This is a genomic window from Kribbella sp. NBC_00662 (assembly GCF_041430295.1).
Taxonomy (GTDB): Bacteria; Actinomycetota; Actinomycetes; order Propionibacteriales; family Kribbellaceae; genus Kribbella.
Genome location: NZ_CP109029.1, coordinates 5120049 through 5142105, shown reverse-complemented (window position 1 = coordinate 5142105; position 22057 = coordinate 5120049). Strand labels below are relative to the sequence as shown.

Genomic DNA, 22057 nt, shown 5'->3' with positions numbered 1-22057 from the left:
GCCGTAGGTTCGATCCTGCTCCCCGTGTGATGTTGCCCACAAGCTCTGATCAGTGGTGAATCGGCCCCGCCGCGGCCGAGAGCCGCTGCCCGGCGCCACCCCAGCGCTGGGCGATGATCTCGGCCGCGATGCTGACCGCGGTCTCCTCCGGGGTCCGCGCGCCGAGGTCCAGACCGATCGGGCTGGACAGCCGGGCCACCTCCGCCTCGGTCAGGCCGGCCTCCCGCAAACGCTTCAGCCGGTCGTCGTGCGTACGCCGCGAACCCATCGCGCCGATGTAGGCGACCTGCGGCAGTCGCAACGCGACCTCCAGCAGCGGTACGTCGAACTTCGGGTCATGCGTCAGCACGCAGATCACCGTCCGGTCGTCGATCCGGCCGGCCGCGGACTCGCCCGCCAGGTATCGGTGCGGCCAGTCCACGACCACCTCGTCGGCCGACGGGAACCGGGACGCGGTCGCGAACACGCCACGCGCGTCGCACACGGTCACGCGGTAGCCGAGGAACGAACCGAGTCGTGCGACCGCAGCCGCGAAGTCGATCGCCCCGAACACCAGCAACCGCGGCACCGGCGCGTACGACGACACGAACACCCGCATCCCCTCCCCCCGCCGCTCCCCGTCCGGCCCGTACTCCAGCGTCTCGGTCCGCCCGTTAGCCAACAGCCCCCGCGCATCGTCGAGAACCGCATCATCCGCCCGCTCCGACCCCAAACCACCCCGCCCCTCGCTCCGCTCGGGTCGGGAGGAAGAGGACGAGGCTCCGACCCGGTCGGCGGGCCGCGCGCCGGTGTCCGCCACCTCAGTGCCTTGCTCTGGGCGGACGATCAGGCGGCGGCCGAGTCGGGACGGGTCTGGGTGGGCGACGACGGTTGCGACGGCCACCGGGCGGCCTTCGGCGATGTCTGCTGCGACCTCGGCGAGTTCCGGGAACGAGGTGCGGTCGACCTTCTCGACGAAGATGTCGAGGATCCCGCCGCAGGTCAGTCCCACCGCGAACGCCGACTCGTCGCTCACGCCGTAGCGCTGCAGGACGGGCTCGCCCGACTCGAGGACCTCCTCGCCGAGCTGGTAGACCGCGCCCTCCACGCACCCGCCCGACACGCTGCCGACGGCCTCCAGACCGGGGCCGACCAGCATCACCGCGCCCGGCGGCCGCGGCGCCGACTCGAACGTCGCGACAACGGTGCCGACGGCAACCGATTCGCCGGCCTCCCACCAGGTCAGCAATCGGTCGAGAACATCACGCATCGGCGACCACCTCCAGGAGTGCGGCGAAGCTGCTCAGGCTGTGCCCGGCGACCAACTCGTCCAGGTGCGGCAGTACGGCGACGATCCCGGCCTGCACGGGCTCGTACCCAGGCTTGCCGCGGTGCGGATTCAGCCACACCACCCGATGCGCGAGGCCGGCCAGCCGCTGCATCTGCGCCCCGAGCAGCGTGGCATCCCCGCGCTCCCACCCGTCACTGCACACGATCACGACCCCTCGCCGCGCCGTACCGCGCTGACCCCAGCGGTCCAGGAAGACCTTCAGCACCTCACCCAGCCGCGTCCCACCCGACCAGTCCGGTACGACGTCGCCCGCCGACCGCAGCGCGAAGTCCGCATCCCGCCGGCGCAGCGCGGTGGTCACGCGGGTCAGGCGCGTGCCGATTGTGAAGACCTCCACCGAGCGCGGCGCCTGCTGGACCATCGTGTGCGCGAGCCGCAGCAGGCTGTCGGCGTACGGGCGCATCGATCCGGAGACGTCGATCAGTACGACGACCCGCCGGTGCCGCACGCCGCGGCGGCGGTACTGCACGCGGCCCGGCTCGCCGACCTGCCGGAGCTGCGCGCGGAGCGTCCGTCGCGGATCGACGTCGCCGCGATGTGACGGGCGACGGCGGCTGGCGCGGCGTACCGGCGCCCGCGGTCGGAGCGTGCCGAACAGGCGGGCCAGTTCGGCGCGATCGGTGGCCGACAGGTCGGCGACATCGCGGTGCCGGAGGACTTCCGTCGTACTCGCGGCGACGTTGAGCGTGCGGTTGCCGTCCTCGCCCTCACCGCTGTCCCCGAGCGCGGCTTGTACGGAGGCCTGCGGAGTACGGCGGACGATGCCGCGCGATCGCTGTCCGGAGAACCAGGCGGCGAACACCTCGTCGTAGCGGGCGGTGTCGTCGGGGCCGCTGCACAAGGCTGCGCGGCCGGCCCAGTACACATCGGCGGTCATCGTGGCGTCGAGTGCGGCGACCGCGCGGAGGAACAGGTGAACCCGGTCCGCCGTCACGGCCAGTCCGGCATGCCGTAGCGCCGCGGCGAATCCGGCCAAGGCGAGATCCGGCTCTGCGCTCCGTCCCTCGGCCGTCATGGTCAGCTGGCCAGGAGCCGGTCGAGGGATTCACGGACGCGGTCGGTGTCCTCGCGGTACTTCAGCACGGCGCCGAGAGTCGCGGCCGCGGTCTCGACGTCGAGGATGTCCGCGCCGAGCGCCTCGAGGGCGCGGGCCCAGTCGAGGGTCTCCGCGACACCGGGCGGCTTGAGCAGGTCGAGCTCGCGGATCCGGTGCACCGAGCGGGCGACCTGCTCGGCGAGCCGGGCGGAGACGCCGGGCAGGCGGGTACGGACGATCTCGACCTCGCGGGCCAGGCCGGGATGGTCGATCCAGTGGTACAGGCAGCGGCGCTTGAGCGCGTCGTGCACCTCGCGGGTCCGGTTCGAGGTGAGGACGACGATCGGCGGTACTTCGGCGGTGATCGTGCCGAGCTCCGGGATCGTCACCTCGTACGTCGACAGCACCTCGAGCAGAAACGCCTCGAACTCGTCGTCCGCGCGGTCGATCTCGTCGACGAGCAGGACGGCGGGGCTTTCGCGGAGCGCTCGCAGTACCGGACGGGAGAGCAGGAAACGTTCGTCGAACAGGCTCCTCTCCACCTCGTCGACCTTCGCGTCGGAGCTGGTGGCCTCGACCGTCCGCAGGTGCAGGATCTGGCGCGGGAAATCCCAGTCGTAGAGCGCCTGGGAGGCGTCGATGCCCTCGTAGCACTGCAGGCGGATCAGGTCCAGGTCGAGTGCCTCCGCGATCGCGGCGGCGAGCGAGGTCTTGCCGGTGCCGGGCTCGCCTTCGAGGAGTAGCGGCCGCTGCAACGCGAGCGCGAGATAGCCGACCGTTGCCAAGCCCTCTCCGGCGAGGTATCCGGTCGCCCGCAGACGCTCGGCCAGCTCAGCCGCCGAGCCGACGGCACTCACTCCTTCAGCATTCACCTACTTCGCCCCGATGACCACCCTTACCCGTGCCCCGGGGGCAAGTCGTCCACCGTATCCACATCCGCTCCGTCGCCCAGATCCGCACACTCCACCGCCACCACGTCGTGCGCCCGCAGATACCCGCGCGCCCCCTCATCCCCTCGCGCCGACGCGATCACGCCGTCCCAGTGCGCCCGTCCAATCACCACCGGATGCCCAGGAACCCCGTGGTACGTCGCCCGCGCCAGCACGCGCGCTCCGGCGCCGTCCGCGACCCGCCGCACAGCCGCAGCGGTCAATCCAGGCAAATCCACCGGCACGACCACAACCCCCACCACCTCACCATCTCCGACGGCGGCAGCGGGCAGGTCACGGAGCGCTGTCAGGCCGGCCCGGAGGGAGGCGCCCATGCCCTCGGACCAGTCGGTTGCTTCGACGACCTCGACCGGCTCGGAGGTCAGCTCGGCGCGGACCTGGTCGGCGGCGGCTCCGATGACGACCACGACCGGGGTGCAGCCGCCGTCCGCGAGTACGCGGGACGCGCGGACGACCCACGGGACGCCGGCCGGGTCACGGACCAACGCCTTCGGAGTACCCATCCGGCGGCCGGCCCCCGCGGCCAGCACCAGACCCGCGACCGGCACGTCTGCGCTCTTCACGTTGTGAGGGTACTGATTTCACAGTCTGGGCAGTGACGTGTGCCACGCGGGGCGCGGTCGTGGGCGTGGCACGATGTGGGGCGTGACGACGATCGCAGGCGGTTCCAAGGCTCTTCCGTTGCTGTTCCTGGGGCAGAACACCGACCCGCACTCGGAGCGTGGGGTCGAGTGCCCGGGGGCGCTTCCGCCGGCGTCCGACCCGGATCTGGTCGAGCGGGCGTTGAAGGCCAAGGCGGCGCTGGGTGACCAGGTGTTCGTGCTCGGGCACCACTACCAGCGCGACGAGGTGATCCAGTTCGCGGACGTCACCGGTGACTCGTTCAAACTCGCGCGCGACGCCGCCAACCGGCCGGACGCGCCGTACATCGTGTTCTGCGGTGTGCACTTCATGGCCGAGTCCGCCGACATCCTCACCAACGACCAGCAGACCGTGATCCTGCCGGACCTCGCGGCCGGCTGCTCGATGGCCGACATGGCGCGCATCCAGCAGGTCGAGGCGGCCTGGGACGCGCTCGCCGACGCCGGTGTCGCGGACGTGACCGTGCCCGTCACCTACATGAACTCGTCCGCGGACATCAAGGCGTTCTGCGGCCGCAACGGCGGCGTCGTCTGTACGTCGAGCAACGCGGAGACCGCGCTCAATTGGGCGTTCGAGAAGGGCGAGAAGGTGCTCTTCCTGCCGGACCAGCACCTGGGCCGCAACACCGCCGTACTGCAGCTGGGCCTGAGCCTCGACGACTGCGTCGTGTACGACCCGCACAAGCCGGGCGGCGGCCTGACCCGCGAGCAGTTGGCCGCGGCGAAGATGATCCTCTGGCGCGGACACTGCTCGGTGCACGGTCGCTTCACCGCCGAGTCGGTCGACGACGTCCGTTCGCGGGTCCCGGGCGTGAACGTGATCGTCCACCCGGAGTGCCGCCACGAGGTCGTCACCAAGGCCGATCTGGTCGGCTCGACGGAGTACATCATCCAGGCCCTGGAGACCGCCGAGCCCGGTACGTCGTGGGCCGTAGGCACCGAGCTCAACCTGGTGCAGCGGCTGGCGAAGCAGCACGCCGACAAGAACATCGTGTTCCTCGACAAGACGGTCTGCTACTGCGCCACGATGAACCGGATCGACCTGCCGCACTTCGTCTGGGCCCTGGAGAACCTCGTCGCCGGCCACGTGGTCAACCCGATCAAGGTCGACGCGGACACCGAGAAGTACGCCAAGCTCGCCCTCGACCGCATGCTCGCCCTCCCCGGCAAGACCGCACGCGACTAGGACTTCGGAGCCACGAACTCGAAGTCGTAGCCGACGGCATCGAGCCGCGCGATCAGCGGCTCGAGGTCGGCGATCAGCTCGTCGATCTCGTGCGGCTCCAAGCAGTCGTACGCCGGTGCCGCCAGCGTGTCCGTGACCGCCTCGATCTCGTCCTTCAGCACACGCCCCGCCGGGGTGAACCCGTCCGACGCGTCGACCAGCCCGCGGATCCGCAGACCGTCGACGACCGACTCCAGCTGCTCGTCCGACAGCGGATCCAGTCGGCCGTACGCCCGTGGCTTCATCCCGCTGTCGATCGCGGCGAACACATGCGCCTCCTGCCCGTCGATGCCGGCGGCAACCAGTGCGATGTTGTGGCCGTCGCCGCGGTGTTCGCGCAACATGGTCGCCGCGTGCCACAGTCGAGCAACCGGCTCGTCCGGGACGGGCAGCGACCGCAGTCCGGCGTACAGGATCCGGCCCTCGGTCGGCGCGTTCAGCGCCGCACGGATCGCGAGGTCGGCGGCCCGGGCGAGCTCGGGGCTGTCGGCGAGGTCGCCGAGGACGCGGCGGAGCGCGGTGACACAGCCCTCCCGGTTGGCGGCGAGGGCGGCCTCGGGGGTGGTGATGTCCCAGACGGCGGGGATGCAGGCGGCGACCTCGCCGGGGACGAAGTTGTAGAAGAGCGCGTCCACCACCTCCGCAGGCACCCGGCCGAGGGGCGCCGACCGCGAGGCGAAGTACCCCGGCCAGTAGCCCTCGAAGCCGAGAGCCTGGAGCGCGTACATCGGCTCGTCGGCCATGTACGCGACGAGGTGGAGCGGCTCGAGCAGCTGCTGCGTCAGGCGGCGGGCAACGGCTGCCTTGGTGATGTCGGACATCCTGACCTCCGGTGGTGGACCGGCCCGTTGCCGGCCCCTCACCCTCGCTACGAAGCCGCTCGACACCGTTCGACATCGGGCGGAGAAGTTTTTCAGTGCGACACGCGAGCCGGCGCGTACCACTCGGCGAGGATCTCGGGGAGCCGGTCAGGACCCCAGCGATCGACCGGCGTGATCCGGCCACGGAGCGAAGCCAGCCCCTTGGCCAGCCCACCGACCACGTCACCCTGCCACGGGACGCTGACGCCCTCGTCAGGGCCGACGATCACAGCCGGGCCGCCACGATCGACGCACACCACAGGACAGCCCGAGGCGAGCGCCTCGGTCACGGCCCAGCCGGCGGCCTCGCGGAGCGCGGGGGCGATGAGTGCATCGGCCCGGAACATCGCTGCCAGCACGTCCTCACGCGGCAGCGCTCCCATGAACTCGACCCGGTCGCGGACACCGAGCTGCCAGGCGAGACCCTCGGCGCGTCCCCAGTCCGGACCGTCGCCGATGATGCGCAGCTCCCAGTTGGCCGCCTCGGCGCGCGCCAGCGCACTGACGGCGAGCAGCACGCCCTTCCACGGGATCAACCGGCCGACGAACAACGCGGTCTTGATGCCCGGGGCACCGAACGGCTCGTACGGACCGGACGCGGTGAAGCGCCGGATCGCGACGTTCGGCTGAACCACGATCTCGCGAGCGTACGGCCGGAACGCCTCGGCCACATCGTTGTTCTGGGCAACCATCAGGTCGGCGGTCTGCGCCATCCGGCGCCCGGTCAGCCGGCGGCGGAGCCCGGTGTACGCACGGCGTACCAGCTCTCCGACCACGCCGCGCGGACCGAGCCAGTGCGACATCGCGAGCGGAGCCGTGGTCGACCCGCCGACCGGGCCCCAGATCACCTTCGCCGACGACTCCTCCACCACGCCGGCGCCCATCCAGTCCACCGCGAAGGTCAGATGATGGATCACATCGAACGACTGCTCGGCGTGCAGGCGTCGCGCCGTCCGCCGGGCCAGGCCCTGCCACAACGGGTAGTACCAGTACACGTCCGACGGCCGTCGCCGCAGCCGCAGGATCCACCGCGGCATCTCCAGCGGTACGACGGTCAGCCCTGGCACCGGCCGGACCGCGAGCTCCGCGTCGATCTCGTGCAGGAACTTGCCGCGGGTCAGCAGCCAGACGTCGTGGTCCCGCGCCGCGGCCTTCGCCCACGCCCATCCCGCGCCCGGCTCGGACCCGCCCGTCGGCCGGCAGGCGTACGCGCTGAGCAGTACCTTCGGCCGGCCCGGCATCAGCTCATCCCCTCCAGAAGCCTGCGCAGATCGGTGCTCGAGGTGGAGGCGGTGTACGGGAAATAGTGCACCTGTGCGCCGACGTCACCCAGCAGCCTCTCCAGTCTCGTCCCCTTTTCCGTTCCCTTCCAGTCGTCGCCTTTGAAGAGAACGTCGTACCGCAGTTGTTTCCACATCTCGAACTTGTCGCTCGACCAGTCGCTGATCACCTCGTCGACGAGGTCGAGCGCTCGAATGACGTCCATCCGCTCCTGGTGCGGAACCACCGGCGGACGGCCCTTGATCCGGGCCACCACGTCGTCCTCGACGACGCCGGCGATGAGGTGATCGCAGTGCTCGCGGGCGCGGCGCAGGATGTTCAGATGCCCGATGTGGAACATGTCGTAGACACCGGGGGCGTACCCGACGATCGCCATCAGGCCTGCACCCCCAGGACGGCCATCTCCCGGTACCACTTCGCGACCGCGCCGGCGAGGAAGAGCAGGTTCAGCACGAGCAGCGCGGCGTACAGCACGAGGAACAGCGACGGCGTACCGAAGGCCAGGAAGACCAGGCACAGGACGCCGTAGTCGGTCGGTGCGATGAGCAACGACTTGAGCACCGAATCGCCGCGCTGGTTGGGTTTCGCCGCACCGCCGTGGCGCCGCCGCAGCTGGTCGATCAGGATCAGCCCGAAGAACAGCACCGACGACATACAGACGTAGGCGAGCGGGACGAGCAGCACCAACTCGTTGTCAAAGGCATCGAATCGGTAGAACGAGATCAGTACGGCGCTGTGCAGCAGGACGATCTTGACGGCGTCGATCATGTGGTCGAGCCACTCCCCCAGCGGCGACCCGCCCCCGCGCAACCGGGCCAGCTGCCCGTCCGCGGAATCCAGACCGTAGCCGAGCACGAGCAGCAGCGTCACGACCAGCGCGAGCAGGAACGACGGCCGGACGGTTGCCACCAGCACGATTCCCACCAGCGAGCAGAACCCGGACGCCAGGCTCACCTGGTTCGGCGTCCGCCGCCCGAGGAACGCGGCCGCGGCGAACACCCGCCCGATCCGCCGGTTCACGAACCGCGAGTACGCCGGCGTACCGGCCGACGGCTTCTGGGCCTGGGACAACTGCGCGACGGTTTCGCGCAACGAGCTCATGCGACGGAGGACCGCGATTGCCGCTGGTCGATCGCGGCGCGCAGGATCGGGCTGCGGGAGCCCCGGCCGGCCGGCAGGACGGTGATGAGCGCGGGCGGTATCCCGGCCAGCTCGTCAACGCCCAGCACGCCGTCGGTGCCAGTGGCAGCGAACACGGTCTGTACCCCCAGTACGCCGGTCAGCCACTCGGACCGAACGTCGTCCACGGCAACTACCTCGTCGACACAGCGCAGGTGCTCGACGATCTGCGCCCGCTCGAGCAGCGGCACGAACGGCCGCGCGCCCCAGGCGTCCATCGCCCACTCGTCGGACAGGACCGCCACCACCAGCCGGTCGCTGTGCCGGCGCGCCCGCTCGAGCACGTCGACATGCCCGACGTGGAACAGGTCGAAGACTCCGGCCACACACGCGACCCGCGGCGCCCTGACCACGTTGCCCAAACTGCCATCCCCCAACACGAATTCCTGCGATCCCTCCGGCGTGACGCTGCCCCCTGCGTCCCGCGGAACTTTATACCTGTCCGGCACGGCGCGCCCAGGATCCCCGACGCGTGCGGCCGCTGTCGGCGTGCCGGGCGATAGCATCGGTGTAAATCCTCTCCGTGGCCACCAGATCACGCTCCGGAGTGAAGCGGTCGAGGTAAACCTGTCGGGCTCGTTCGCCGAAGGCTATCGAAGTCTCGGGATCAGCCACCAACCCGATCGCCTTTCGTAATCCCTCCGGATCGCCGGGCACGGTCAAAGCGCCGGTCTCCCCGTCGTCGACAAGCTCCGCGAGCGCCCCGAGCCGGGAAGCGACCACCGGAACGCCGTGCGCGAAAGCCTCGATCACCACGAGTCCGAAGCTCTCATACGAACGCGCCGGTACGACGGCGACGCGCGCGGACCGCAGGAGTTCCATGCACTCCTCCCACGGTCGTTGACCAAGCACCTGAACAGACAGGTCTTTCCGGGCCAGGTCCTCGGCCGCGGCCCGCAACGGACCGTCGCCGACCACGATCAGCTTGCCGAGCGAGGGGTCCCACGCCTGCAGCAGATCCGCGAACCCCTTGTCCTCGCTGAGCCGCCCGAGGAACACCACGCCGTCGCCGGCCCCGCTCCGCACCTCGCCGGAGTGCGGCACGGCATGCGGCTTCACCTCGAACCGCTCCGGGTCGAAGCCGGCCGCGGCGTACCGATCGCGGACGAACCCGGACGGTACGACGAACGTGTCGACGTACCGCTGCCAGGTGTGCAGCGTGTTGTGGACGCCGATGCTCGCCGCCAGCGGCAACGTCTGTACGCGCGATTCGCGGTAACAGCTGTGCCGCACCGCGGCCAACGGCAGCTTGCCGACACACGACTCGCAGGGCGCGCCGTCACGCTGCAGCACGGCGTTCGCACACAGCAGCCGGAAGTTGTGCAGGGTCGCGACCACCGGAAGGTCCAAGCGGTACGTCGCCCGCAGCACGGAGGCGCTGAACAGCGGAAAAGTGTTGTGAACGTGCACCAGATCGGGCCGCTGCGCTTGCAATAGAAGTGTTAAATCGCGTTCCGCCGAAAATGACCAAACGGAGCGAAACGGTAACAGTGCGCGATCTTTCCGGCTCATCTGCGCGATGTCGTCGCTGTTTCGGGCGTAGAGGTCGATCTCATGTCCTGAGTTACGCAATAAATCAACCGTTTGCGCGACAACGGTGTTCTCGCCACTGGGTTGACCGGTCCGGTAACGGTTGTGCAACATGGCGACCCGCATGGCACTACCTTAAGTCCCGCCCTCGTCACGCAGACGGCTGCACCTGGTTTCCCGCTCCCAGGAGAGTGCATTGAAGAAGTTGTGGTTCGCAGCGCTTATCGCTGCGGCGCTGGCAGTCGTTACAGTCGCGATGCCCGTGATCGCGAACGAGAACAAGGCGACCACGGCCGCCAAGTCCGAGACCGCGGAGCAGGCCGCGTCCCGGGTGCTGCCGTCGCACCGGCCCGGAAAGACCACGACGACTCCCGGCAAGCCACAACCGAAGGCCACGCACACCACGACCGCTCCCTCGAAGAAGCCCGGCGCGTCGTCGACGCCGACCAAGAAGCCGACGACCACCCCGTCGAAGCCGGTCGAGCCGAAGCTCCCCACGACCCCCAGCGTGGACTCGGACGAGGCGGGCCCGGCCGTCGCCGGACCGTGCACCGGCACGGTGATCGAGCCCGGTCAGGACGCTCAGTCGATCGTGAACTCCAAGCCCGCCGGTACGACGTTCTGCTTCGCGGCCGGGCTGCACCGCATCGGCGAGACCATCCGCCCCAAGGCGAACCAGGTGCTGGCCAGCTCGAAGCGCGCCGTCCTCACCGGATCGATCCCGCTGACCGGGTGGGCGAAGTCCGGCTCCGCCTGGGTGGTGCGCGGCGCGCTGCCGGCGGCGTACGGCAAGAGCGGTGAGTGCGAGGACAACCAGGCGAACATCTGCTACCTGCGGGAGCAGCTCTTCCTCGACGACGTCCACCTGACGCGGGTCGCGAGCGTCTCGGCGGTCAAGGCGGGCACGTTCTACGCGGACTACGGAGCGAACGCGATCTACCTCGGCAGCGACCCGGTCGGGCACGCGGTCGAGATGTCGAAGACGGCGACCGCGATCGAGTCCAACGCGACCGGTGTCGTCGTCCGCGGCCTGACCATCGAGCACTTCGCCAGCGCCCCGCAGGCCGGTGCGCTCGTCTCCGGCCCGGGCTGGAAGGTGTTCGCCAACGACGTCCGCTGGAACCACGCGGTCGGCGTGATGCTGGTGAAGGCCGACAACACCAAGGTCGACAAGAACCTGATCCACCACAACGGCCAGCTCGGCCTCGGCCAGTACAGCTCGGCCGCGGCGTCCGTGACCGGCAACATCATCAGCTCGAACAACACCGACGGGTTCTGGATCGCGGACTGGGAGTCCGGCGGGATCAAGTCGACCCGGTCGTCCGGCACCGTGAGCGGCAACGTGATCAAGTCGAACAAGGGCATCGGGATGTGGGCCGACGTCGCCGACGACGGCCGGGTGATCAGCGGCAACCAGATCGTCGGCAACGCCGCGGACGGGATCCGCTTCGAGATCAGCCGCAACGGCACGATCTCCGGCAACACCGTGACCGGCAACGGCTTCGGCACCGGGCGTGGCTCGGGTACGTCGCTGTGGGACGGCGGCGGGATCAACATCAACACCTCGTCCGGCATCACGGTCAAGGGCAACAAGGTCTCGGGCAACGTCAACGGCATCACGATCCAGTCCCGGACCCGTGGCAGCGGCCCGTGGGGCACGTACCTGCTCCGCGACGTCCAGGTCACCGGCAACACGATCGAGATGACCGCCGGCACGCAGGCGACCGGGATGGTCCAGAACGCGGGCGCCGCGGTACCGGCCGGTGAGGTCGTTTTCAGCGGCAACAAGTACGTGCTGGACGACCTCGGCACGCAGCGCTTCTCCCGGTTCGGCACGAAGCTGACCGCGGCCGGCTGGCAGTCGGCCGGGCTCGATGCCGTCGGCACCTTCCTCGCGAACTGATCTCTTGCCGACCGCAACATGTTTGTGCGCTACGTATTGCCATGACTACGTGATGTAGGGGTAATCTGCAAAGCGAAGCCGCGCCATGGGGGGTGCGCTCAGGGCTCACCTGTGCCACCGGAGGCTCCGCTATGAAGAGAACAGTTCTGGCAGTCGTTGCAATCGGCACCAGTCTGGTTGCCCCTGGCCCCTTGGCCGGGCACGCCGTCGAGCAGGCCGCGACACCACCCGCCGACGGGACGTTCCGCACCGGTCCGGCGCTGGCGCCGGCCTGTAGCGGCGTCCCGATCAGGACCACCGACAACGCCGCCCAGGTCGTCGACGAATGGCCGTCCGGTACGACGTTCTGCTTCGCGTCCGGGTTGCATCGGATCTCGGAGACGATCCGTCCCAAGGCCAACCAGGTGCTCGCGAGCGACGACGGGGCGGTACTCACCGGGTCGGTGCGGCTGACGAAGTGGTCCGCTTCGAACGCCGCCTGGGTGACGACGGGCGCGCTGCCACCGGCGTACCCGCAGACCGGGCAGTGCGAGGACAACAAGACCAACATCTGCTACCTCCGCGAGCAGGTGTTCTACGACGGCAAACACCTGACCCGGGTGGCCTCCCGGGACAAGGTTGCTCACGGCACCTTCTATGCCGACTACGCCGCGAACGCGATCTACCTCGGCGACATCCCGGCCGGCCACGCGGTGGAGATGTCGAGTACGCCGACCGCGATCGAGCCCGGCGGCAACAACGTCACCGTGCGCGGGCTGACCGTCGAGCACTTCGCCACTCCCCCGCAGGGCGGCGCGGTCGTCCTCGGCCTCGGCTGGCATGTGTACGCGAACGAGCTCCGCTGGAACCACGCGATCGGCGCGATGCTCCAGAACGCGGACAACGCCGTACTCGAGAAGAACTGGATCCACGACAACGGCCAGCTCGGCGTCGGGCAGTACAGCACGCTGAAGGGCACGATCTCGGCCAACGACATCAGCGACAACAACACCGACGGCTTCTGGATCGCGGACTGGGAGTCCGGCGGCGTGAAGACGACCTGGTCGAGCGGCGGTTCGGTGACCGGCAACCTGATCCAGGACAACCGCGGCATCGGGTTGTGGAGCGACGCGTACGACGACAGCCGGACGTTCAGCAACAACCAGATCATCGACAACGCCGCCGACGGGATCCGCTACGAGATCGGCCGCAACGGCGTGATCGTGGGCAACTCGATCAGCGGCAACGGCTTCGGCACCGGCCGCGGCTCGGGTACGTCGCTGTGGGACGGCGGCGGGATCAACGTCAACACGTCGTCGAACGTCCAGGTGCGTGACAACGCGGTCGCGAACAACGTCAACGGGATCTCGATCCAGTCCCGCACCCGCGGCTCCGGCCCGTGGGGCACCAACGTGCTCCGCGACATCGTTGTCTCCGGCAACCAGGTGACGATGCGCGGCGGGACCACCGCGACCGGCATGGTGCAGAACTCCGGCGCCACGATCCCGGCCGGCGAGGTCAGCCTGGACGACAACACCTACATCCTGGACAGCCTCGCCGCCGAGCGGTTCCAGAAGACCGGGCAGTGGTACACCGCGAAGGAGTGGCGGGCGACCGGTCAGGACACCGGGAGCGCGTTCACCATCGGGAAGGCGATCCTCGACGCGACCGGCGTACTCACGATCCTGCCAGCAGTGAACTGACGTGGCTGACCAGCAGCTCGCGGAACACCGCCGAGTCGCGCAGGTCGGGAGTGAACACCGAGTCCACGGCGAGCAGCGCATCGACGACCTTGGCCGGCTCGGAGACACCCGCGACCGCGGCCTTCAGCTTGTCGGCCTGCGGGTCGTCGAGGTCCGGCGTCCGCAGTACGTAGACCATCCAGGCGGCGACGGCGAGTGAGATCGTGCGCGGCTCGGCGCCGGCCGTCAGGCGGTCGCGGACGGTGCCGAGCATGCGGACCGGCAGCTTGACCGAGCCGTCCATCGCGACCTGGCGGGTCCGGTGCTTCAGAGCCGGGTTCGCGAACCGCTCCAGCACGCTCGCGCCGTACGCCGTGAGGTCGAGCCCGTCCGGCGGAGTCAGTGTCGGTACGACGTCATCGGTCATCAGCGCCCGCGACAACCGGGACAGCTCCTCGTCGCGGACCGCCTCGGCGATCGTCTCGTAGCCGCGCAACGCGCCGAGATAGGCGAGCATCGAGTGGGTCGCGTTGAGCATCCGGAGCTTGGCCTGCTCCCAGGGTGCGACGTCCGCGGTGAGGACGGCGCCACCACGCTCCCACGCGGGCCGGTCGCCGGCGAAGTCTTCCTCGATCACCCATTGCAGGAAGGGTTCTGCGACCACCACGGCCTCGTCCCGGACGCCGAGCAGCCGGGCTGCTTCGGCCCGGTCGTCCTCCGTTGTGGCAGGCACGATCCGGTCGACCATGCTGGCCGGGAACCTCGTCGCCTCGAAGGTCTCCGGGATCTTGCCCAGGGCATCGAAGTAGTCGGTCACCAGCTTGCGCAGGAACGGGCCGTTGGCAACCAGGTTGTCGCAGGAGACGATCGTCAACGGCTCCTCGCGGCGCGCGATCCCGGCGGCGAGCTGGCCGACGACCGTCCGCGGTGGGCGGCCGGTGAGGTCGGCCTGGATCTCCGGGTCGTCCAGGTCGAGCCCGGTGCCGGTCGCGCGGTAGCCCTTCTCGGTGACGGTCAGCGTCACGACGGCGACCGCCGGGTCTGCGATCCGTGCGACGACCGCGTCCGGGTCCTCGGGGGCGGTGAGTATGTCGCGGATGCTGCCGATCACCTGGACCGTCGGGTCGCCGAGCCCGCGCTCGAGCACGGAGTACAGGCCGTCCTGTGGGGCCAGCTGATCGCGGACGGTCGCTGAACGCTGGCTGACGCCCGCGATGCCCCAGCGGGTCTCACCGGTGGCGACTGCCGCTCGCTCGGTGGCCACCGCCTGGTGGGCGCGGTGGAAGGCACCGAGGCCGAGGTGGACGATGCCGACAGACAACGCGCTCGGGTCTACGTCAGGGGTGACGGGAAGGTTGTTGAGACTCAGCCTGGTCAAGCCGGAGCACCTTTCTGGTTGTTTGGTGCGGGTCCGGTGCTGTCCCGGACGATCAGTTCGCCTTGCAGTTCCCCGTGGGTGGGGGCCGGGGTGTCCGGGTCGTCGAGCATGGCCAGCAGCAGTTCGACGGCGATCCGGCCGGCCTCCTGTTTGGGCAGGCGGACCGTGGTGAGTGCCGGTCGGGCCATCGACGACATCGCGATGTCGTCGACTCCGACGACACTCAGGTCGCCGGGGACCGAGAGGCCGCGGGCGTGCAAGCGGGCCAGCAGGCCGATCGCGACGAGGTCGTTGTAGGCGACGACGGCGGTGGCGCCGGTGGCGATGACCTGGTCCGCGGCTGCCATGCCGCCTTCGTACGTCGGGGCGAAGTTGCCGACCGGGGCGAGCTTCGCGTGCAGTTCCTCGACCGCGTTGCGCAGGCCGAGGCCGCGGTGCTGGGTCGACCAGGACGTCGCCGGACCGCCGACCCAGGCGATCCTGTGGTGGCCGAGGGCAACAAGATGGGCGACGGCCTGACGCATCCCGCCCTCGTTGTCGTAGGTGACGCCCGGCATCCCCTCAGCGGCTCGGTTGACGAGCACGACGGTGGTGTCCTGGGCGATCGCGGTCAGCTCTTCGTCGCGGGCTCGTGGCGAGCACAGGATGACGCCGTCGACCTGCTTGGCCAGTGCGCGCACCAGCCCGGCCTCAGCCGCCGGGTCCTCGTCGGTGTCCGCGACGAAGACGGCGACATCGTGCCGGCGGGCACGCGCCTGCACGCCCTTGACGATGCTGGCGAAGAACGGATTGGCCAGATCCGGCACCACCAGCCCGATCGTCCCCGTCCGCCCGGTGATCAGCCCCCGAGCCGCCCGATTCGGCTCATACCCCAGCTGCTCCACCGCAGCCGCAACCCGCGCCCGAGTAGCCGCGTTGACCATGCCGGGAAGCGAAAGCGCCCGCGAGACGGTCGAAGCCGATACCCCAGCCAGCCGCGCCACATCCCGAATCGTCGCCGCCACACCAGCCTCCCATTCCCCGAAGAGTTTGCAATCGGTTGCAACATGTGTCAAGCGATCGGCCAACGGACAACGTCTTGTGCTCGTAGAACCTGACTGCAATCCTTTGCAGAACACGTTTCAGCCCGTCGCATCGGAGGATCTATGTCGAAGGCTCTGCAGCCGCATCCGGATCGTGCGTTCCCGGCCGGGGAGGCGCGTGCTGTTGCGCGGCGGATCCATGATTCGACGAAGGGTCTGCCGTTGCTCTGCCTGCACGGGCACGTCGACATCGGGCTGTTCGCCACCGACGCACCGTTCGGCGACCCGGCCGAACTGCTGGTCGTCCCGGACCACTACGTGACCCGCATGCTGGTCTCCCAGGGCGTCTCCCCGGACAAGCTCGGGCTCCCCCGCCGCGACGGCAAGCAGACCGCCGAGCCACGCGAGATCTGGCGCGAGTTCTGCGCGAACTGGCACTTGTTCCTCGGCACCCCCAGCCGCTACTGGCTCGAGCACGAGTTCGCCGAGGTCCTCGGCATCACCATGCACCCGTCCGCCGAGAACGCGGACGACCTGTACGACCAGATCACCGCCCGCCTCGCCGAGCCCGAGTTCCGCCCGCGCGCCCTGCTCGACCGCTTCAACATCGAGCTGATCTCCACCACCGACGCGGCCACCGACGACCTCACCCAGCACGCGCGCCTCGCCAAAGATCTCCCCGGCCGGGTCGTCCCGACCTTCCGCCCCGACGCAATCGCCCATCCCGACCGCGCCGGCTGGCCCGAACTGATCGCTCAGCTCGGCACACTGGCCGACGTCGACACCACGACGTACGACGGATTCCTGGCAGCGATCCGTCAACGGCGGCAGGCGTTCGTCGCGGCAGGTGCACGCGCCACCGACCACGGTCATCTGAGCGCGGCCGCCGTACCGCTGTCGGATGCAGAGGCCGGCCGGATCTACGCGGGTGCGTTGAAGGGTGACGTGACGGCCGAGGACGCGGCAGCGTTCGCGGGACACATGCTGTACCAGTCGGCGGTGATGTCGGCCGAGGACGGACTGGTGATGCAGCTGCATCCCGGCGTACTGCGGGATCACGATCCTGCGATCTTCGCGACGTACGGACCGGACCAGGGGCACGACATCCCGGTGGCGACCGAGTTCACGCGGTCGTTGCGGCCGCTGCTGGAGCGGTTCGGTCACGCGGACGGCTTCCGGATCGTGCTCTTCACTGTGGACGAGACCGTCTACAGCAGAGAGCTCGCTCCGCTGGCCGGCGTCTACCCAGCCGTGCGGCTCGGCGCGCCGTGGTGGTTCCTCGACAGCCCCGACGGCATGCGCCGGTTCCGCGAGCTCGTCACCGAGACAGCGGGCTTCTACAACATGTCCGGCTTCGTGGACGACACCCGCGCGTACCTGTCGATCCCGGCCCGCCACGACCTCGCCCGGCGGATCGACGCCGGCTACCTGGCCGACCTCGTCGTACAGCACCGCCTCGACGAGGACGACGCGTTCACCGTCGCGAAGGCGCTCGCCTACGACCTCGCGAAGGACACGTACCTCTAGAACAGGTAGTCTCACGCAGATCAATTCGCCGGGGGTGGGTGAAGGGACCTGGATGAGGCGTGGGGTTGTCGCGGCCGTTGGCGTCGCGCTGCTGGTGGTGTCGGGCTGCTCGGACACAGGAGGCTCGGCCGAGCCTCCGAAGCCGACTGCGACCACCACAGTCACCGTCCCCACCGCTCCTCCGACCGCGGCGGCCGCCGTACTCGGACCCACCGGCCCGAGTACGGCGAAGCCCTGCAAGGGCACGGAGATCCCGGTAGGGACCGACCCGCAGCCGATCATCGACGCCGCGACCGAAGGCACCACCTTCTGCTTCGCCAAGGGCGTGCACCGACTCACCCGCCCGATCGAGCCACGCGCCAAGGACACGCTGGCCGGCAGCACCGGCGCAGTGCTCAGCGGCTCGGTCCGGCTGACCGGCTGGAAGCAAGAAGGCAGCAGCTGGGCGGTCCAGGGCATGCTGCCGGCGGCGTACCCACTCAAGGGCCAGTGTGAGGACAACAAGACCAAGCCCTGCCAGCTCGGCGAGCAGGTGTTCCAGGACGGCACCCACCTGACCCGTGTCATGAGCCTGAGCCAGCTCAAGCCGGGCACGTTCTTCGGCGACTACAAAGCCAACACCCTCTACCTCGGCGACGACCCGACCGGCCACGTCATCGAGATGGCCAAGACGCAGACCGCGATCGACAAGTCCGCGGACGACGTCACCGTGACCGGCCTGACCATCCAGCACTTCGCCAGCCGCCCACAGGCCGGCGCGCTCCAGGCCGGCCGCGGCTGGAAGGTGACCGCGAACGACGTCCGCTGGAACCACGCCGTCGGCATCATGGTCATCGAAGGCGACGACACCGTGGTCAGCCGCAACACCGTGGCCGACAACGGGCAGCTCGGCATCGGCCAGTACAAGTCGGCCGGCGTGAAGATCACCGCGAACCTGGTCACCCGGAACAACACCGACGGCTTCTGGATCGCGGACTGGGAGTCCGGCGGGATCAAGTCGACGCGGTCGTCCGGCGAGGTCAGCGGTAACGACATCATCGCGAACCGCGGTATCGGGATGTGGAGCGACATCGCGGAGTACGACCGCCGGATCACCGGGAACCGGATCCGGGACAACGCGGCGGACGGCATCCGGTACGAGATCAGCTACTCGGCCGTGATCGACCAGAACGTCGTCGAGCACAACGGGTTCGGCACCGGTCGCGGTTCGGGCGGCACGCTCTGGGACGGCGGCGGGATCAACGTCAACACGTCCTCCGACGTCCAGGTCCGCGGCAACCTGATCAAGGACAACCGCAACGCGCTCTCGATCCAGTCCCGCACCCGCGGCGACGGTCCGCGCGGCACCTACGTACTGCGCAACGTCCTCGTCGAGGGCAACCTGGTCGTCATGGACGACAAACAGTCGTCGCTCGGCGTCGTCGAGAACAAGCGCTCCCCCACGCAGCCCGGCGCGATCACGTTCCGCCGCAACAGCTACCAGGGCGCCGACCATTTCGCGTACCGCGGCAAGACCATGACCTGGTCCGAGTGGCAACAGTCGGGCTTCGACCAGGACTCAGTGAGCAGCTAGCGCGCGTCTTCGATGTCGGATGCGATCGGCGTCGCAGATCGCGGCGGCGACCAGCATGTGCACGGTCATCGATGAGAGGTCGGACAGGCCGCTCTCGTTCAGGGAAGCGGCGGTGACGTACGCCAGCAGCAGCGCGCCGCAGGCCCGGATGTACGGCGTGGGCGCGCGCAGGACCGAGACCCACGCGACGATCAGCGCGACCGCGACGATCGCGACCGCCAGCAGACCGGTCTCCCAGTAGAGGCCGAGCCAGCTGTTGTCGATCGCCATCACGTCGACGTCACCCTCGCCGCGGGTCAGCAGGACCCGTTTGTTGCCGAGGCCGTGGCCGATGATCGCGGTCTGCGTCGACACCTTCTCGTCGACGACCGCCTGCCAGCTCGTGGTCCGGCCGCTCAACGAGGTGATCTGCCGGGTGCCCTGACCCCGCAGCAGCCAGGTGTGCAGCGAGCCGATGGTCAGGAACGCCAGCCCGAGCAGCGCCGGCACCGCGAGGCACGCGATCCGGCCGAGCCAGGTCTTGCGGGTGATGATCAACGCCACCACCAGCCCGAAGGCGAGCGCGGCCGCCGACGTCCGCGTGCGACTGGCGGCGATCAGGACGCCGCCCAGCCCGATCAGCACGACGGCCGGCAGCACCGACAGCTTCCGGCAGACCAGCGCGATCAACGCCAGCCCGAGCAGGATCGCCCCGACCTCGCCGACGCGCGGCGGCAGCATCGGGATGATGACACCCTGCAGCCGGGACCCCGTGCCCAGCGAGCTCAACGGCCGCCACGCCTGTCCCGGATCGTAGACAAGGCTCAGCACGACGGTTGCCGCCAGCAACACATGCGCCCACAGATGCGCCCGGACCAACCGCTCGGGCACCTGGACCAGCGGCCGCCACAGCAGGAAGACGAACACCAGCCCGATCAGGAACCGGGCCAACCGGGTCAACGGCCCCATCGGCTCCGCGAGCAGGAACGCGGTCGCACACGCGAACAGCACGTACATCACGTACAGCCAGCTGGCCGGATTCACCCGGGTCCGGAAGCCCGGCTTGGTCGCCGCCAGCGCGACCAGGAAGACCGCGCCGAGCAGCAGCCCCTTCGCGATGCTGTTCGTGGATCCGGTCGTGCCCTGCGGCGCCGCAACCCGCGACGACCACGGCTGGACGCCGAGGACGAACAGGCACCACAGCATCAGCCAGAACCAGGCCGGCCGTTCGACCTCGCCCTCGACCGTCCCCGGCACCGCCGGGGCCAACCGATTGCTGCGCGAGTAGGTGCTCTGCATCAGCGCATCGGTGGAGCCGAGTCCAGCGGCTTGTAGTTCAGCGGGATGCCCAGCGTCTCGTCCTGCACCGCGGCCCCGATCAGTACGACGCCCAGCACCGGAGCGCCCGCGAACTGCAGCGCACCGGTCAGCCGCGCGACGTCCATCTCTTTGTCGAGACCGACCTGGACCACCAGCACCGACGCGTCGACCGCGGCGGCGAGCGGCGTGATGCCGTGCCGTCCGACCGAGGCCGGGCCGTGGATCACCACGGAGTATCCCGGCGGCAGATCCGCCACGATGCCTGGGACGAGCGACGGGCCGACCGCCTCGGCGGTCTCCTCGTGGTTCAGACCCGGCGGCAGCACGTACAGGTCCGCGACCGTGCCCGGGCGGAACAGCTTCCGGGCGCGGATCGCGCGGGTGGCAGCCGGCTCGTTCACCAGGTCGGTGAGTCCTTCATGACCGGTGAGGTGCGGCAACACCGGCGTACCTTCGATGTCCGCGAGGACCAACAGGGTCTCCCGGCCGTCGCGGGCGTTCGCCTCCGCCATCGCGAGCGCGATACCGGCCGAGTTCGGCGTCGGGGACGCCGAGACCACCAGCAGCGCACCCGGGCCGCCGCCCGCGAACGCCCGCGGGCTCAGCTCCCGGCGCGCCAGCGCACCGCTCGCCTCGGCGCCCAGCGCGGTGATCTCGTACTGCGGAAGCTCCGGGGCCGACCGCTGCCAGAACCGGCGCCGGTGCCCCTCGGACGCCGCGATCACCGGCGAACTCGTCGCCCGCGCCGCCTGGTCCCGGGTCAGGATGTACGGCGTCAGGTGGGACCGCAGCAGCGCCAGACCGAAGCCGAGCACGAGGCCGAGGATCCCGCCGACGAGGATGTCGCGGGCAACCATCGGCGACGAGCTCGCGGTGTCGGTCGTTGCCGGCGTCACCAATTGGCTCCCGGCGCCGACCGCGGTGAGCGCCTTCAGCATGGCGGCCGCGTCGTCAGCGGCCTGCCGGGCCTCGGTCGCGAGGCCGACCCGCTGGTCACGCAGCGCCGCCGCGGTCTGGTTGTCGCCGCGGCCGACCGCCTCGTCGATCTGGCTGACCAGGCTGCGGGACTGCTGGGTGGCCGTCTTCGACCGGGCCTGCGCCTGCTCGGCCAGGTTGGTGAGCAGCGCCTTGGCCTCGGTGTTGCGCTGGGCCAGGTAGATGCTCGCGATCGCGTTCGCCCGGTCGACCGCCTTCTGCGCGGTCGGACCATCGGTCGTGACCAGGTAGGCGTTGTCGGTGACCGCCTTCACCCGGGTGACCGAGGCCAGCTCCTGGATCGTCTTGTCGTCGGTCGGCATGCCCAGCTGCTTCACCACGGCGGCCAGCAGGGTCGGGCTGGCCATCACCCGGGCCTGGGTCTCGGCCGGCAGATCCATCCCGAGCGGGCCGGACTTGTCGGCGCCGTCGGACAGCTTCCCGACCAGGGCCGGCGGCACGGCCGGGCCGATCACCAGCTGGCTCGAGGCGGTCCAGCGGATCGTCTGGGAGAGCGCGAACACGGAGGCCCCGACCAATCCGAGCACGATGCAGCCCATGATCAGCCACTTCTGCCGTAGCAGAGACTGAGCGGTTTCCCGCCAGACCACTGTGCCCGGTTCCATCGACTACCTCACACTCCGTTGATGCCAGCGCCTCAGGATATAGGCACCGGAATGTGATCAC

19 protein-coding genes are annotated in these 22057 nt (G+C 69.6%); 5 read left to right on the top strand and 14 right to left on the bottom strand.

Annotation, left to right across the window (positions count from 1 at the left end):
• Positions 1 to 49 precede the first annotated feature (49 nt).
• From OHA10_RS25710 to OHA10_RS25695, 4 genes are read right to left on the bottom strand one after another with little or no spacing between them, the layout of a single operon-like run.
• Positions 50 to 1249, bottom strand: a complete 1200-nt coding sequence (locus OHA10_RS25710; RefSeq protein WP_371401319.1) for an XdhC family protein — start codon at positions 1247 to 1249, stop codon at positions 50 to 52.
• Positions 1242 to 2345, bottom strand: coding sequence for a VWA domain-containing protein (locus tag OHA10_RS25705; protein WP_371401318.1), 1104 nt, complete (start codon positions 2343 to 2345; stop codon positions 1242 to 1244). The genes OHA10_RS25710 and OHA10_RS25705 overlap by 8 nt, the downstream gene beginning before the upstream one ends.
• Before the next feature lie 2 nt (positions 2346 to 2347).
• Positions 2348 to 3238, bottom strand: a complete 891-nt coding sequence (locus OHA10_RS25700) for an AAA family ATPase (RefSeq protein WP_371401317.1) — start codon at positions 3236 to 3238, stop codon at positions 2348 to 2350.
• A gap of 23 nt (positions 3239 to 3261) precedes the next feature.
• Positions 3262 to 3879, bottom strand: a complete 618-nt coding sequence (locus OHA10_RS25695) for an NTP transferase domain-containing protein (protein WP_371401316.1) — start codon at positions 3877 to 3879, stop codon at positions 3262 to 3264.
• A gap of 82 nt (positions 3880 to 3961) precedes the next feature.
• Between OHA10_RS25695 and nadA the strand changes: the two genes are divergently transcribed.
• Positions 3962 to 5143 carry a quinolinate synthase NadA gene (gene nadA / locus OHA10_RS25690; protein ID WP_371401315.1) on the top strand — a complete coding sequence of 394 codons (1182 nt, stop codon included), beginning with the start codon at positions 3962 to 3964 and terminating at the stop codon, positions 5141 to 5143.
• On the opposite strand, the gene OHA10_RS25685 is transcribed toward nadA, so the two are convergent.
• The 6 genes from OHA10_RS25685 to OHA10_RS25660 form a co-directional block, all read right to left on the bottom strand.
• Positions 5140 to 6003: a MarR family transcriptional regulator gene (locus tag OHA10_RS25685; protein ID WP_371401314.1), complete on the bottom strand. Its 864-nt coding sequence runs from the start codon at positions 6001 to 6003 to the stop codon at positions 5140 to 5142. The two genes, nadA and OHA10_RS25685, sit on opposite strands and share 4 nt — an antisense overlap.
• A 92-nt stretch (positions 6004 to 6095) precedes the next feature.
• Positions 6096 to 7283 carry a glycosyltransferase gene (locus tag OHA10_RS25680; RefSeq protein WP_371401313.1) on the bottom strand — a complete coding sequence of 396 codons (1188 nt, stop codon included), beginning with the start codon at positions 7281 to 7283 and terminating at the stop codon, positions 6096 to 6098.
• On the bottom strand, positions 7283 to 7699 hold the full coding sequence (locus OHA10_RS25675) for an adenylyltransferase/cytidyltransferase family protein (protein ID WP_371401312.1): 417 nt from the start codon (positions 7697 to 7699) through the stop codon (positions 7283 to 7285). The genes OHA10_RS25680 and OHA10_RS25675 overlap by 1 nt, the downstream gene beginning before the upstream one ends.
• A complete protein-coding gene (locus OHA10_RS25670) occupies positions 7699 to 8424 on the bottom strand; it encodes a CDP-alcohol phosphatidyltransferase family protein (protein WP_371401311.1) in 726 nt (241 codons plus the stop codon). Before OHA10_RS25670 ends, OHA10_RS25675 begins: the two co-directional genes overlap by 1 nt.
• Positions 8421 to 8855, bottom strand: coding sequence for an adenylyltransferase/cytidyltransferase family protein (locus OHA10_RS25665; RefSeq protein ID WP_371401310.1), 435 nt, complete (start codon positions 8853 to 8855; stop codon positions 8421 to 8423). Before OHA10_RS25665 ends, OHA10_RS25670 begins: the two co-directional genes overlap by 4 nt.
• 79 nt (positions 8856 to 8934) lie before the next feature.
• On the bottom strand, positions 8935 to 10158 hold the full coding sequence (locus OHA10_RS25660; RefSeq protein ID WP_371401309.1) for a glycosyltransferase family 4 protein: 1224 nt from the start codon (positions 10156 to 10158) through the stop codon (positions 8935 to 8937).
• Positions 10159 to 10288: 130 nt separating this feature from the next.
• Between OHA10_RS25660 and OHA10_RS25655 the strand changes: the two genes are divergently transcribed.
• Both OHA10_RS25655 and OHA10_RS25650 read left to right on the top strand, forming a co-directional pair.
• Positions 10289 to 11935 carry a right-handed parallel beta-helix repeat-containing protein gene (locus tag OHA10_RS25655; protein WP_371401308.1) on the top strand — a complete coding sequence of 549 codons (1647 nt, stop codon included), beginning with the start codon at positions 10289 to 10291 and terminating at the stop codon, positions 11933 to 11935.
• A gap of 131 nt (positions 11936 to 12066) precedes the next feature.
• A complete protein-coding gene (locus tag OHA10_RS25650) occupies positions 12067 to 13617 on the top strand; it encodes a right-handed parallel beta-helix repeat-containing protein (RefSeq protein ID WP_371401307.1) in 1551 nt (516 codons plus the stop codon).
• On the opposite strand, the gene OHA10_RS25645 is transcribed toward OHA10_RS25650, so the two are convergent.
• Together OHA10_RS25645 and OHA10_RS25640 are read right to left on the bottom strand one after the other, a co-directional pair.
• Positions 13592 to 14974, bottom strand: a complete 1383-nt coding sequence (locus OHA10_RS25645) for a mannitol dehydrogenase family protein (RefSeq protein WP_371401306.1) — start codon at positions 14972 to 14974, stop codon at positions 13592 to 13594. The genes OHA10_RS25650 and OHA10_RS25645 overlap by 26 nt on opposite strands.
• Positions 14971 to 15978, bottom strand: a complete 1008-nt coding sequence (locus tag OHA10_RS25640) for a LacI family DNA-binding transcriptional regulator (RefSeq protein WP_371401305.1) — start codon at positions 15976 to 15978, stop codon at positions 14971 to 14973. The genes OHA10_RS25645 and OHA10_RS25640 overlap by 4 nt, the downstream gene beginning before the upstream one ends.
• Positions 15979 to 16119: 141 nt before the next feature.
• On the opposite strand from OHA10_RS25640, the gene uxaC reads away from it, so the two are divergent.
• Positions 16120 to 17523 carry a glucuronate isomerase gene (uxaC, locus tag OHA10_RS25635; protein WP_371401304.1) on the top strand — a complete coding sequence of 468 codons (1404 nt, stop codon included), beginning with the start codon at positions 16120 to 16122 and terminating at the stop codon, positions 17521 to 17523.
• Positions 17524 to 17575: 52 nt separating this feature from the next.
• Positions 17576 to 19096, top strand: a complete 1521-nt coding sequence (locus OHA10_RS25630; protein WP_371401303.1) for a right-handed parallel beta-helix repeat-containing protein — start codon at positions 17576 to 17578, stop codon at positions 19094 to 19096.
• Here OHA10_RS25630 and OHA10_RS25625 read toward each other — a convergent pair.
• Positions 19082 to 20374 (bottom strand): O-antigen ligase family protein, encoded by a 1293-nt coding sequence (locus tag OHA10_RS25625; protein ID WP_371401302.1) that lies wholly within the window; start codon positions 20372 to 20374, stop codon positions 19082 to 19084. The genes OHA10_RS25630 and OHA10_RS25625 overlap by 15 nt on opposite strands.
• The gene (locus tag OHA10_RS25620) at positions 20374 to 21996 is read right to left on the bottom strand and encodes a Wzz/FepE/Etk N-terminal domain-containing protein (RefSeq protein WP_371401301.1); all 1623 of its coding nucleotides are present in this window, start codon (positions 21994 to 21996) and stop codon (positions 20374 to 20376) included. The genes OHA10_RS25625 and OHA10_RS25620 overlap by 1 nt, the downstream gene beginning before the upstream one ends.
• Between the last annotated feature and the right edge of the window lie 61 nt (positions 21997 to 22057).

What these genes read in the sequence shown, in the direction of transcription:
- OHA10_RS25630 (WP_371401303.1), top strand. Translation starts at nt 17,576, where the DNA reads ATGAGGCGTGGGGTTGTCGCGGCCGTTGGCGTCGCGCTGCTGGTGGTG.
- uxaC (WP_371401304.1), top strand. Translation starts at nt 16,120, where the DNA reads ATGTCGAAGGCTCTGCAGCCGCATCCGGATCGTGCGTTCCCGGCCGGG.
- OHA10_RS25650 (WP_371401307.1), top strand. Translation starts at nt 12,067, where the DNA reads ATGAAGAGAACAGTTCTGGCAGTCGTTGCAATCGGCACCAGTCTGGTT.
- OHA10_RS25625 (WP_371401302.1), bottom strand. Translation starts at nt 20,374, where the DNA reads ATGCAGAGCACCTACTCGCGCAGCAATCGGTTGGCCCCGGCGGTGCCG.
- OHA10_RS25675 (WP_371401312.1), bottom strand. Translation starts at nt 7,699, where the DNA reads ATGGCGATCGTCGGGTACGCCCCCGGTGTCTACGACATGTTCCACATC.
- OHA10_RS25670 (WP_371401311.1), bottom strand. Translation starts at nt 8,424, where the DNA reads ATGAGCTCGTTGCGCGAAACCGTCGCGCAGTTGTCCCAGGCCCAGAAG.
- OHA10_RS25660 (WP_371401309.1), bottom strand. Translation starts at nt 10,158, where the DNA reads ATGCGGGTCGCCATGTTGCACAACCGTTACCGGACCGGTCAACCCAGT.
- OHA10_RS25710 (WP_371401319.1), bottom strand. Translation starts at nt 1,249, where the DNA reads ATGCGTGATGTTCTCGACCGATTGCTGACCTGGTGGGAGGCCGGCGAA.
- OHA10_RS25655 (WP_371401308.1), top strand. Translation starts at nt 10,289, where the DNA reads ATGCCCGTGATCGCGAACGAGAACAAGGCGACCACGGCCGCCAAGTCC.
- OHA10_RS25685 (WP_371401314.1), bottom strand. Translation starts at nt 6,003, where the DNA reads ATGTCCGACATCACCAAGGCAGCCGTTGCCCGCCGCCTGACGCAGCAG.
- OHA10_RS25705 (WP_371401318.1), bottom strand. Translation starts at nt 2,345, where the DNA reads ATGACGGCCGAGGGACGGAGCGCAGAGCCGGATCTCGCCTTGGCCGGA.
- OHA10_RS25680 (WP_371401313.1), bottom strand. Translation starts at nt 7,283, where the DNA reads ATGCCGGGCCGGCCGAAGGTACTGCTCAGCGCGTACGCCTGCCGGCCG.
- OHA10_RS25620 (WP_371401301.1), bottom strand. Translation starts at nt 21,996, where the DNA reads ATGGAACCGGGCACAGTGGTCTGGCGGGAAACCGCTCAGTCTCTGCTA.